Consider the following 11,287-nt stretch of genomic DNA (forward strand, 5'->3'; position numbering starts at 1 on the left):
GCAGTGTTTTCGGCAGTGGCTGCTGCCCTCGCCCGCCACCACCGGCTGCGCACAGGCCAGCAGCCACTGCCGAAAACACTGCAGCGCATGCAATGGTGTGCGACCCTCGGGGAAGCAGAACCAGTAGCCTTTGTCGCCCAGGTAGCCGCCGCGCAGCGGCGCATCGGCCAAGGGTTCGCGCACCAGCCCTGCGGTGATCTCGTCCTGTACCAGGCAGCGCGGCACCAGCGCCAGGCCCATGCCTGCCATCACGGCGCGGATCATGGTCTGGAACTGGTCGAATTGCGGGCCGGCGAGCGGGTCGATGTGGCCCGGAACGCCATGTGTTTCGCTCCAGCGCAGCCAGGCCTCGGGCACGGTCACATGGCGCAACAGGGTGTGGTGCGCTATATCGCGCGGGGTGTGGATGGGCCAGTCGGCCACTTTGGTGCGTGGTGCAATCAGGGCCACATCGTTGCCGGTGATGTAGTGCGCGTGGGCGCCGGGCCAGTGGCCGTCGCCGAACAGGATGGCGCAGTCCAGTTCGGGGCGGTCGAAGTTGTAGCTGTGCATGTAGGGCACGAAATGCAGCGTGACCTGCGGGTGCTGTTGCTGAAACTGCGGCAGGCGCGGGATAAGCCACTTGGCGGCGAACGTCGGCAGACTGGACAGGTGCAGCGCGCCGCCGCCATCGTCGCTGGTAATCAGCTCCAGCGTGGCCGCCTCCAGCTGCGCCAGCACTGCGCGTACGGCCTTCTCGTAGCGCTCGCCTGCCGGGGTCAGCGCCAGGCGTTTGCGGCTGCGCTCGAACAGCGGGATGCCCACCCAGCCCTCCAGCTCCTTGACCTGCTTGCTCACCGCGCTCTGTGTGAGGTGCAGTGCCTCGGCAGCGCGTGACACGCCGCCAAACCGCGTGACGGTGGAGAACGCCCGCAGCAGGTGCAGGGGTGGAGCAAGGCGGCGCAGGGACGACATCGTAAGCAATCAAATCATTCCAATTTGGAATGTTATCAGGCATATCCATTGCTTGGTGGGGTGAATCAATTCCTTTAACCTCAATGCAACTCATAGGAGAACTTCCCATGCAACGCCGTCACCTGCTCAACGCATTGGCCGCCATATCTTTCGTTCCAGGAATGTCTTTTGCGCAAGAGGGCAAGCCGCTGCGCCTCGTGGTTCCTTTCCCTCCCGGGGGTGCTACCGACATCACGGCCCGCAGCTTGCAAGAGTCGCTGGCCCGCATCCTCAAGCAGCCTGTGGTGCTCGACAACCGGGGCGGTGCCGGTGGTTCCATCGGCATGGCCGAAGTGGCGCGTGCCCCGGCCGACGGCCTCACCATCGGTGTGGCCACGCTCTCGACCCACGGCGTGAACCCCGCCGTGTACAGCAAGCTGCCCTACCACCCCACCAAGGACTTCGTAGGCGTGACCGAGATCGTGAAGGCCCCCGGGGTCATCGTGGTCAACCCGGCCGTGTTGCCGGTCAAGGACTTTGCCGATCTGGTGAAGCACCTCAAGGCCAATCCGGGCAAGGTGTCCTACGCCACGCCCGGCAACGGCACCATCGGCCACATGTGGGGCGAGCTGTTCAAGAGCAGCACGGGCACCTCGATGGTGCACATCCCCTACCGGGGCGCGGGCCCTGCCATCAACGACGTGCTGGCGGGTCAGGTGGCGGTGTATTTCGACCAGGTGGCCTCTTCGCTGCCGCATGTGAAGTCAGGCAAGCTCAAGGCGCTGGCTGTGTCCTGGCCCGAGCGGTTGGATGTGCTGCCCGAGGTGCCGACCTATGCCGAGCTGGGGTACAAGCAGGCCAACGAGCCTTCGTGGTTTGGCCTGGTGGCCCCTGCCGCCACCCCTGCTGCTGCGGTAGAACGCATCCAGCAGGCCGTGGCCCAGGCGCTCAAGGAGCCCGCCGTGCGCGAGCGCCTGGCAGGCCAGGGGCTCTACCCCTCGGGCACCGGGCCCAAGGAGTTCACGGCCCAGATCGCCAGTGAGATCGACAAGATGAAACGCGTGGCGACCTACGCCAAGATCGCCCTCGATTGACCCAGGGTTGGCCTTGTTCTGCAGGTTCAAGGCCTCCCGGCAGGCAGGGGCCATCCCTGCCCGGCCGTTAGCCGGACGCCGTGGTCCCCGAGGGATAACCATGGCCTGATTCCGGTCTGGGTGGCTAGGCCAGCCGCCCCACTTTGCGCACACTCTGCCTATGCATGCAGCCTTGAGACTGATCCACCACCGCTTCCAGCAAGCCCAGCCCGGCGTCACCGGCTCGCCGGGCCTTGCCGCCGCGCCGTCGGCTGCTACCGTCACCGCCGTGGCGGGCAGCACCTCGCTGGTGCTCGACTCGCCCCACAGCGGCACGCAATACCCGGCTGACTTCGGCTCTGCCTGCGACCTGCCCACGCTGCGCCGGGCAGAAGACACCCATGTCGAGAAGATCTACGCCTTTGCCTCGGCACTCGGCGCAGCCTGGGTCGAGGCCCATTTCCCCCGCATCTACCTCGATGCCAACCGCGACACCACCGAGCTGGATACCAGCCTGATCGACGGCGAATGGACCGACCCCATCTCCACCGACCCCAAAGTGCTCAGCAAGGTGCGCCTGGGCAAGGGCCTGGTCTGGAAGTTCACCGACGAGGGCGAGCCCATCTACAACCGCCTGCTCACCGTGGCTGAGGTGCGCGCGCGCATTGACCGCTGCTGGCGCCCCTACCACGCGGCCGTGGCCCAGGCCATCGATGCGGCCCATGCGCGCCACGGCTACAGCATCCACCTCAACTGCCACTCCATGCCCGCCGTGGCGGGGCGCTTTGCCACCGAGTTTCCTGGCCTCGAACATGCCGACTTTGTCGTAGGCGACCGCGATGGCACCACGGCCAGCCCGGCGCTGTCGGCACTGATCTGCGAGCACCTGCGCGCTTGTGGCTACAGCGTGGAATACAACCACCCCTACAAGGGCGTGGAGCTGGTGCGCCGTTATGGCAACCCTGCGCAGCACCGCCACAGCATCCAGGTCGAGATCAACCGCAAGCTCTACATGGACGAGCGGACGCTGGCGCAGGTGCCCGAGGGCATGGCGCGGTTGCAGGCGGATCTCAAGACCCTGGTGCAGAGGCTGCTGGCACACGACCCGCGCTGAGCCCCAATGCAGGTCCGGCGGGCTCAGGCCACCAGCGTGGAGACCCCTTCGTAGAGCAGGCCCATGCTGTCCGCCGTAGCGATGTTGCTGTGGGCCAGGCCCGCGCGCGAACCATCGAGTGCGACGACCGACATGGCCTGAAAGCCCGCGTCCTGGCCGTTGTGCAGCAGCCAGCCTGTGCCGTGCGCCGCATGCACCAGCCAACCCAGGCCATAGCGCCCTGCGGGGGCGTGCCCCAGGTCCTGCAGGCCCTTCACGTAGTTGCGCGGCAAGGGGGTGGCTTCGCCGCGCAAAGCCCGCAGATGCCACTGCAGCCACCGCGCGTCTTCCTCCACCGTCAGGCTCACGGCGCCTGCCGGGTCCAGGACCTCCAGCCACACACGCTCCGGCGCCTCGGCCAGCGGCAGGGGCTGCAGCCGGCCGTCCAGAATTTCATGCCCGGCGGGCTGCTGGCTGCCGGCACGCATCGGTTCTCCCACAAAAAGCGAAAGGCCCAGGGGCTGGGCCACGCGCTGGCGCAGCAGATCCGCCCACCCCAGGCCCGTGGCTGCACGCAGCATGCGGGCTGCCAGCGCATAGCCTGCGTTGGAGTAGGCAAAGCCCGGGTCCGCGCCCGTCCCGCGAACGGGCGGCTGGCGCAGCAGCCACTGCAGGAAGAACGCCTCTGCCTCCGCTGGTTGCTGCCAGCGCGCCAGTACCTCAGGGCCCACTGCGTTCACGAACAGGTCCACGTCTTCAATGGCTGAAAAACCCATCACCCCGGCGCGGTGGTCCAGCAGGTCGCGCAGCGTGATCTGCTGGTAGGCGGGCAGGGCGCTCCTCGACAGCTCGGGCAAGGTCTGGGCCAGCGTGCTGTCCCAGTGCAGCAGGCCTTGGTCCACCACACTTGCGGCCGCGCAGGCCGTCATGGCCTTGGTGTTGGAGCCGATGGCCATCAGGTCGCCGGCGGCCAGGGGCGCATTGCCGCCCAGGCGGCGCAGCCCCGCGACGGCTGTACGGACCTGGCGCGGGTCCGCCCACCCGGCTGCTGCGCCCACCACGCCCTGCTTCACCAGCCCTTGGGCCAGGGCCTCTACCCGCTTGTGGGCTTCGCGGGGGCCGTCGTCGTCGCCCCCACCGCAGGCGGCGAGCACACTGCCCAGCGTAGACAGGCCTGCGGCGGCCAGCCAGTGGCGGCGTGAGAGGAGGGGGGCGCCGCGCGCCATGGAAGGGGTAACAAGGCGGGTAGGGTTCATGGCATCTCGTGAAGTGAAGAAGATGCCGGGATTGTTGAAACGCCAACCTTGGGCGAACCCAAAGATCTGTGTTGGACGTGGAGGCTGCTGGTTGCGGGTTGTCAGCCCGCCACCAGCCAGCGCAGCGTGAAGCCCACGCCCCGCCCGTGCAGCCCGGGCCCCAGCAGGACCTGCCCGCCCAGGTGGCCGATGGCCTGCTGCGCAATCGTGAGCCCCAGGCCCGATCCGCTGCTGCGCGCGCGCGGCGAGCGCCAGAAGCGCTCGAACACCCGGTCTTGCTCACCGGCCGCTATGCCCGGGCCGTCGTCGGCAATCCAGACCACCACGTCGCCGCCTTCCCGCAGCACCCGCAACTGCACCTCGCGCCCCGCGCCCGGGCCGCAGCCGTGCTTGAGCGCGTTGTCCAGCACATTGCCCAGGGCGGACCAGAGCAGCTGGCGGTCAAATGGCAACTCCAGGGTGTCCGGGCCGTCGAGCGACAGTTCCACGCCCAGGCCCTCGGCCCAGCCCGCGCGTTCGGCCAGGCAGTCCTGCAGCAGCGCCATCAGGTCCTGGGGCGCGGTGGGGTGCAGCGCGGGGGCTTCTTCTAGTGCTGCCAGCGTGAGCAGCTGTTCGCTCAGGTGCGCGGCGCGCTGCACGGCGCGCGTCAGCGCCTCGCTGGCCTGTGCGCGTGCGGGACCTTCGGGGGCTTGCGCCAGTACATGGGCCTGGGTGGCGATGACAGCCATGGGCGTGCGCAGTTCGTGGGCCGCGTCGTGCACCAGGGCTTTTTCGCGCGCCAGGTGGGCCCGCAGGCGGGCCAGCAGCTGGTCGAACGACTGGGCCAGGCCGTGCAGCTCGCGCTGGGGCGGCAGGTGCTGCAGCGGCCGCAGGTCGTGTGCCGAGCGGGCGGAGATCTGGGCATCCAGCCGCGCCAGCGGGCGCAGCCCCGTGCGCACGGCCAGCCACAGCGGCAGGCCCACCAGCGGCAGCGCCAGCAGCACCGAGGCCGCGAGGTCTTCCCCCATGAAGCCCAGCAGCCGCGCATCGGCCAGGCGGGGCTCGGCCACCACCACGCGCCACGGGCCCGTGCTGTTCCACGCCACCCAATGGGGTGTGCCGGCCACGTCCATCGCGGCGTGGCCTGCGTCGCCTGCCAGCACCACCGCGTGCACACCGGCCGTGCTGCTGTACAGCAGCTGGCCTGTGCGGTCCTGCAGCTGCATCAGCACCGAGGTGCCCTGCAGCAGGTCCACATCTGCGCGCATGGCGTTGAGGGTGTGGGCCATGCCGTGCACCAGCGCGCGGGCCTCGGCGGGCTGCTCCAGCACAGCCAGCGCCCCTGCCAGTCCCTGCGCGAGCTGGCGCACGCCGGGGTTGGTGTCCATGGCGCGGTAGTGGGTGATGGCCGCTTGGACCAGCAGCACCAGCCACACCAGTGCCATGGCCGCGAGCAGCGCCAGCAAGGTGCGGCGCATGAGGCTCGGGCCCCACCAGCCGCGTGGGGGCGCGGGTGTCTCGGTCCGTGGTGTCATGGCTGCAGCCGGTAGCCCACGCCACGCACTGTGACCACGCGCTCTGCGCCGATCTTCTTGCGCAGGTTGGAGACATGCACCTCCAGTGTGGCGGCATCCAGCGCGTCGCCCAGGGGTTCGAGCCGCTGGGCAAGCACGTTCTTGGCCACCACCTTGCTGGGTTCGCGCGCCAGCTCCACCAGCAGCCGGAACTCGCGCGGCGACAGCGCCAGAGGCTCGTCGCCCATCCAGGCCTCGTGCCGCCGGGGCGCTATGCGCAGTGCGCCCAGCGTCCACTCTTCGCTGGCCTGGCGCGCACTGCGTCGCAGCACGGCGTGCAGGCGCGACAGCAGCTCGGGCACGTCGAAGGGCTTGAGCACGTAATCGTCGGCGCCGCCGTCCAGGCCGTCGAGCCGGTCCTGCAAGGCGGTTCGGGCCGTGATCACGATCACCGGCAGGCTGAGGCCCGCGCGGCGCCAGCGGCGCAGCAGCGCCATGCCCTGGCCGTCGGGCAGGGTCAGGTCCAGCAGCACGGCAGCGACCTCGTCGGCGTCGGGCAGGGGCGGCGTGGCGGCCACGCTGCGCAGCCATTGCACAGTGAAGCCGCCCTGCTGCAGGGCTTGCAGCAGGGCCTGGCCCAGGTCCAGGTCGTCTTCGATGAGCAGGATGTGCATGGCCGCCATTTTCCGTGCCCCAAGCTTGCAGCCAGCCAAAGGCGCCGTACAGGGGGCTGGCGCCCTAAAATCCTCGCACAGGCAGACAATGACTACACAGGCCCGCCCACGGGCCGCACCACTCAAGGAGACAGTCCGCATGCGCATCCTCATTGCCGAAGACGACCAGGTGCTGGCCGATGGCCTGCTGCGCACCCTGCGTGCCTCGGGAGCCGTGGTGGACCACGTGGCCAGCGGCACCGAGGCCGATGCTGCGCTGATGACCAACAACGAGTTCGACCTTCTCATCCTGGACCTGGGCTTGCCCAAGATGCACGGGCTGGAAGTGCTCAAGAAGCTGCGAAGCCGGGGCTCGGCCCTGCCCGTGCTCATACTCACCGCCGCTGACAGTGTGGAAGAACGCGTGAAGGGCCTGGATTTTGGTGCCGATGACTACATGGCCAAGCCTTTCAGTCTGCAAGAGCTGGAGGCGCGCGTGCGCGCCCTCACGCGCCGGGGCATGGGCGGCACCAGCAGCGCCATCAAGCACGGCCCGCTGGTGTACGACCAGGCCGGCCGCGTGGCCACCATCGACGGCAAGATGATCGAGTTGTCGGCGCGCGAGTTGGGCCTCTTGGAGGTGCTGCTGCAGCGCGCGGGCCGCCTGGTGAGCAAGGAGCAGCTGGTGGAGCGCTTGTGCGAATGGGGCGAAGAGGTGAGCAACAACGCCATCGAGGTCTACATCCACCGCCTGCGCAAGAAAATTGAGGGTGGCCCCATCCGCATTGCCACCGTGCGTGGACTGGGCTACTGCCTCGAGAAAATCCCCGGCTAATATAAAAAAGATAGCTATAAAGTGTTGATGGACGCGCGGAAGCGGTCTTTTTTAATCATAAAACCAGCACGGCAACGCCTTGAAGATCTTTCAGCGAGAGCAGCGCTCCCTGTTCGGCGAGATCCTCGACTGGATGCTCACGCCGCTGCTGCTGCTGTGGCCCGTGAGCCTGGCGCTGACCTGGCTGGTGGCGCAGGGGCTGGCCAACAAGCCCTTTGATCGGGCGCTCGAATACAACGCCCACGCGCTCGCCCAGCTGGTCACCGTGGCGGGTGATGCCGTCCAGTTCAACCTGCCCCAGCCCGCCAGCGAGATCCTGCGCGCCGACGACTCCGACATCGTCTACTACCAGGTCATCGGGCCGGGCGGCGAGTTTCTGTCGGGCGAACGCGAACTGCCCGAACCCGCCGTCGATGAAGTGCCCCTGTCGGGCGAAGTGCGCCTGCGCGACGCGGAGATGCGCGGCATCGAGATCCGCGTGGCCTACATCTGGGTGCGTCTGCCGCTGCCCGGCACCCCCATGGCCCTGGTGCAGGTGGCCGAAACGCGCGAGAAACGCAGCGTGCTGGCCACCGAAATCATCAAGGGCGTGATGCTGCCGCAGTTCGTCATCCTGCCGCTGGCCGTGCTGCTGGTGTGGCTGGCGCTGGCACGTGGCATCCAGCCACTGAACCAGCTGGAGCAGCGCATCCGCGCGCGCAAGCCCGACGATCTCTCGCCGCTGGACGACCGCACCGTGCCGCTTGAAGTGGCGCCCCTGGTGGCGTCGGTGAACGATCTGCTGCAGCGGCTGAGCGACTCGCTGGCCACCCAAAAGCGATTTCTGGCCGACGCCGCGCACCAGCTCAAGACCCCGCTGGCGGGGCTGCGCATGCAGGCCGACCTCGCACAGCGTGAGGGCACCAACACCGAAGAACTCAAACGCTCACTGCAGCAGATCGGGCGCTCAAGCATCCGCGCCACGCACACCGTCAACCAGCTACTGGCGCTGGCGCGTGCCGAAGGTGGCGGTGTGGGGTTTGCGCGCCAGCCTTGCGACCTGGCGCGCCTGACCATCGAGGTGGTGCGCGACTCCGTGCCCCGCGCGCTCGACAAACACATCGACCTGGGCTACGACGGCGCCGAGCCCGGCACGCCCGGTGTGGCGCTGGATGGCAACCCCACGCTGCTCAAGGAGCTGGTGCGCAACCTGGTGGACAACGCCATCAACTACACGCCTTCCACGCCCGACAGGCCAGGCGTGGTCACGGCCCGCGTGCTGGCGGACACCTTTGGCCATGTGCTGCTACTGCAGGTTGAAGACTCGGGCCCCGGCGTGCCCGAAGCGGAGCGCGAACTGGTCTTTCAGCCGTTTTACCGTGCGCTGGGCAGCGAGGCCGACGGCTCCGGACTGGGTCTGCCCATCGTGCTGGAGATCGCCCGCAAGCACGGCGCAGAGGTCACGCTCGAAGACGCCCGCCCCGGCCAGCAACCGCCGGGGGCGCGTTTCAGCGTGCGCTTTGTGGCGCGGGATGTGGTGGCGGAGGGCTGACCCGGCGGAGGGCCAGACCTGCGCCGCTGTGGCGATAACCGGGCCGCCCGCCACAGAACCTGCCATCCGGCATCATGCGACCTCATCGCACTGACGCAGCACCCCCATGACGCCACCGCCCCGCCGCTTTGCCAACACGCACCCTGACGTGGTCATTGGCAACTTCCCCTGGTACGAGATGGTCTGGCGCTCGCTGCGCGGCGACTTCAAGCCGCGCACAGAGCCTGCGGGCGGCTATGGGGCCTTTGCCCGGCAGTGGAGCATGCCGGTGGACCCTGCGTGCCTGGCACAGCGACAGCAGGCGCCCGTGGTCACCTGGCTCGGCCATGTGTCCATGCTGCTGCAGGTGGCGGGCCTCAACGTGCTGATCGACCCCACGCTGTGCGATTTTGCGGGCCCCCTGGGCCGCTTTGGCGCGCCGCGCCGCGTGCCGGCGCCTCTGGCGCCGGAGGATCTTCCGCCCATTGACGTGGTGCTGATCTCGCACAACCACTACGACCACCTGTGTTACGGCACCTTGCGCCGCCTGCGCGACGCGGGCCAGTCGCCTCGCTTTGTGGTGCCGCTGGGGCTGGCCGATTGGTTCACCCAGCGCGGCATGGGCCCCGTCACCGCGCTGAACTGGTGGGAGCACGCCGACATCGCCCCCGGCGTGCGGGTGGTTTTCACGCCGTCCCAGCACTGGAGCCGCCGCACCCCGTGGGACACCAATGCCTCGCTGTGGGGTGGGTACCTGCTGGAATGGGCGCGCCCGCAGGCGGCTGCACCCTGGCGCTTTCTGTTCCCGGGCGACACCGGCTACAGCGACGACTTCAAGGCCATCCGCCAGCGCCTGGGGCCGGTGGATTTTCTGGCCCTGCCCATCGGTGCCTATCTGCCCCGCGACTTCATGAAGCCCATGCACGTGAACCCCGAAGACGCCGTGCAGCTGATGCTGGATGTGGAAGCCAGGCAGGCCATGGGCGTGCACTGGGGCACGTTCATGTTGACGCAGGAGGCCTTCGACCATCCGCCGCGCGACCTGGCCGCCGCATTGGCGCAGCGTGGCCTGCCGCAGGACCGCGTCTGGCTCATGCGGCAGGGCGAGACACGCGCCATACCCCTGGAGTAGCGCTGCCGTACCGCTGCGCTGACTCAGCGACCGTGCTTACGCTACTCGCTGCACCGACATCAAGGCCATGTACAAAAAGCCCCGGTCCGTGGGCACGCGGTACACGCCCTGGGCGCCCAGCACCTGCGCGGCCACCCCCGCCAGCTCCCAGCCATCGGTGGCATCGCCCTTCCACAGCGGCACCGTGACGTGCAAGAAGCCCTGGGCTTCGCCAAACTCCCGCACCGCCGCGATGCGCGACACCACCGGGGCTTCGTTGTGGAAATTGGCCCAGGCCCACAGCCAGGTGCCGCTGGCCTCCGACACCGAGCCGATGAACTCGATGTCGGCCACCACGCGGGGCACACCACCGTCCGAGAAGGTCAAGGTGCCCGCCGCCTGGTCGTAGTCCCAGCGCTCAAAGCGCGAGATGCCGTAGGTCGTCTCCAGTGCGTGCTGCTTCTCGCGCAGCGCATGGTAGCCCTGCGTCACCGCATCGATCCAGGCGGCTTCGGCATCGCCGTCCAACGCCTCCACGCTGCGCGCCATGGCGTCCTGGTAGCAGTGGTGGCACAGGATCTGAAGGTCCAGGCAGTCCGTGTTGTGTTCGTTCCACTCGCCGCCTTGTCGCACCAGCTCGGCGTTGCAGCTGGCGCACCAGGCGTCTGGGTAGGGCGTGTCTGGCGAGGGTGCATCGCAAAACCATCGCTGCACTGGGTGGCGGCACAGGTGGCCGCAGACGTAGGTGGGCGCCGCTTCGCCGTGCTCGCCGCACTCGATGGATGTCGGCTCTTCGCTCATGGTGGCGCGGTGGGGATGAGGGGGCCTAGCCGCAGGTGCGCAGCGTCTTGCCCGCCATGGCGCTTCGCAGGGCATCCAGCTGGGGGCGCAGGGCATCGTTCACGGCGGGCAGGCGCAGCGTGAAGCCGGGGGCGTCGGGGCGCTCCTGCACCACGCGGGCTGTGCGCACGCCCTTGGTGCCCAGATTGGCCAACTCACGCTCGGCAGCCTCCTTGGTGGAAAAGCGGCCCAGCGAGAGCCCGAACTCCAGCGTGCCACCAGCCCGGTCGTGGTCCACCTTGCGGGCGCGCAGTTCTGCCCGTTTTCTGTCCAGCGTTTCCTGGTCTTCAAAGCGGCCCATGTAGACCATCCAGCGGCCCGCGATGGGTGTAGGCTCCAGCGCCCAGCTGCCCTGGGGCAGGCCTGCGACAGCGGTGCGCAGGGCCTCGGCCTGGCGCTCGTCAAACACACCGGCCTGCAGGCATTCGGAGGGATCCGCTGCTGTGGCGGCGGTTGCCGGGTTGTCGGCAGGTGTGGCACTGGCGGTGGG

General features: G+C 68.6%; 11 protein-coding genes. 5 read left to right on the forward strand and 6 right to left on the reverse strand.

The window, feature by feature from the left end:
- On the reverse strand, window positions 1-954 hold a 954-nt coding region (locus tag DBR12_RS04645; protein ID WP_108616177.1), incomplete at its 3' end, for a LysR substrate-binding domain-containing protein.
- Between the two features lie 107 nt (window positions 955-1,061).
- Between DBR12_RS04645 and DBR12_RS04650 the strand changes: the two genes are divergently transcribed.
- Window positions 1,062-2,027 carry a tripartite tricarboxylate transporter substrate binding protein BugE gene (locus DBR12_RS04650; RefSeq protein WP_108616178.1) on the forward strand — a complete coding sequence of 322 codons (966 nt, stop codon included), beginning with the start codon at window positions 1,062-1,064 and terminating at the stop codon, window positions 2,025-2,027.
- Window positions 2,028-2,187: 160 nt separating this feature from the next.
- A complete protein-coding gene (locus DBR12_RS04655; RefSeq protein WP_108616179.1) occupies window positions 2,188-3,120 on the forward strand; it encodes an N-formylglutamate amidohydrolase in 933 nt (310 codons plus the stop codon).
- A 23-nt stretch (window positions 3,121-3,143) separates the two neighbouring features.
- On the opposite strand, the gene DBR12_RS04660 is transcribed toward DBR12_RS04655, so the two are convergent.
- The 3 genes from DBR12_RS04660 to DBR12_RS04670 all read right to left on the reverse strand — a co-directional run bounded on the left by DBR12_RS04660 (window position 3,144) and on the right by DBR12_RS04670 (window position 6,522).
- Window positions 3,144-4,355, reverse strand: a complete 1,212-nt coding sequence (locus DBR12_RS04660) for a serine hydrolase (RefSeq protein ID WP_108616180.1) — start codon at window positions 4,353-4,355, stop codon at window positions 3,144-3,146.
- 101 nt (window positions 4,356-4,456) lie between these two features.
- Window positions 4,457-5,869: a HAMP domain-containing sensor histidine kinase gene (locus DBR12_RS04665; protein WP_233244302.1), complete on the reverse strand. Its 1,413-nt coding sequence runs from the start codon at window positions 5,867-5,869 to the stop codon at window positions 4,457-4,459.
- Entirely contained in the window at window positions 5,866-6,522 is a 657-nt protein-coding gene (locus DBR12_RS04670) for a response regulator (RefSeq protein ID WP_108616187.1), read from the reverse strand. Before DBR12_RS04670 ends, DBR12_RS04665 begins: the two co-directional genes overlap by 4 nt.
- Window positions 6,523-6,661: 139 nt before the next feature.
- On the opposite strand from DBR12_RS04670, the gene DBR12_RS04675 reads away from it, so the two are divergent.
- The 3 genes from DBR12_RS04675 to DBR12_RS04685 all read left to right on the forward strand — a co-directional run bounded on the left by DBR12_RS04675 (window position 6,662) and on the right by DBR12_RS04685 (window position 9,978).
- The gene (locus DBR12_RS04675; protein ID WP_108616182.1) at window positions 6,662-7,336 is read left to right on the forward strand and encodes a response regulator transcription factor; all 675 of its coding nucleotides are present in this window, start codon (window positions 6,662-6,664) and stop codon (window positions 7,334-7,336) included.
- 79 nt (window positions 7,337-7,415) lie between these two features.
- Complete coding sequence (locus DBR12_RS04680) at window positions 7,416-8,867, forward strand: sensor histidine kinase (protein WP_108616183.1); 1,452 nt, start codon at window positions 7,416-7,418, stop codon at window positions 8,865-8,867.
- Between the two features lie 106 nt (window positions 8,868-8,973).
- A complete protein-coding gene (locus tag DBR12_RS04685; protein ID WP_108616184.1) occupies window positions 8,974-9,978 on the forward strand; it encodes an MBL fold metallo-hydrolase in 1,005 nt (334 codons plus the stop codon).
- A gap of 36 nt (window positions 9,979-10,014) precedes the next feature.
- Here DBR12_RS04685 and DBR12_RS04690 read toward each other — a convergent pair whose 3' ends face one another.
- Window positions 10,015-10,758, reverse strand: coding sequence for a DUF6882 domain-containing protein (locus DBR12_RS04690; protein ID WP_108616185.1), 744 nt, complete (start codon window positions 10,756-10,758; stop codon window positions 10,015-10,017).
- Between the two features lie 25 nt (window positions 10,759-10,783).
- The coding region (locus tag DBR12_RS04695; RefSeq protein ID WP_108616186.1) for an SPOR domain-containing protein at window positions 10,784-11,287 on the reverse strand (504 nt) is incomplete at its 5' end.

It is taken from the genome of Acidovorax sp. HMWF029, assembly GCF_003060895.1.
Classification (GTDB): domain Bacteria; phylum Pseudomonadota; class Gammaproteobacteria; order Burkholderiales; family Burkholderiaceae_C; genus Acidovorax.

Coding starts and splice junctions, on each gene's coding strand:
- DBR12_RS04650 (WP_108616178.1), top strand. CDS start 1,062: ATGCAACGCCGTCACCTGCTCAACGCATTGGCCGCCATATCTTTCGTT.
- DBR12_RS04655 (WP_108616179.1), top strand. CDS start 2,188: ATGCATGCAGCCTTGAGACTGATCCACCACCGCTTCCAGCAAGCCCAG.
- DBR12_RS04660 (WP_108616180.1), bottom strand. CDS start 4,355: ATGAACCCTACCCGCCTTGTTACCCCTTCCATGGCGCGCGGCGCCCCC.
- DBR12_RS04665 (WP_233244302.1), bottom strand. CDS start 5,869: ATGACACCACGGACCGAGACACCCGCGCCCCCACGCGGCTGGTGGGGC.
- DBR12_RS04670 (WP_108616187.1), bottom strand. CDS start 6,522: ATGCACATCCTGCTCATCGAAGACGACCTGGACCTGGGCCAGGCCCTG.
- DBR12_RS04675 (WP_108616182.1), top strand. CDS start 6,662: ATGCGCATCCTCATTGCCGAAGACGACCAGGTGCTGGCCGATGGCCTG.
- DBR12_RS04685 (WP_108616184.1), top strand. CDS start 8,974: ATGACGCCACCGCCCCGCCGCTTTGCCAACACGCACCCTGACGTGGTC.
- DBR12_RS04690 (WP_108616185.1), bottom strand. CDS start 10,758: ATGAGCGAAGAGCCGACATCCATCGAGTGCGGCGAGCACGGCGAAGCG.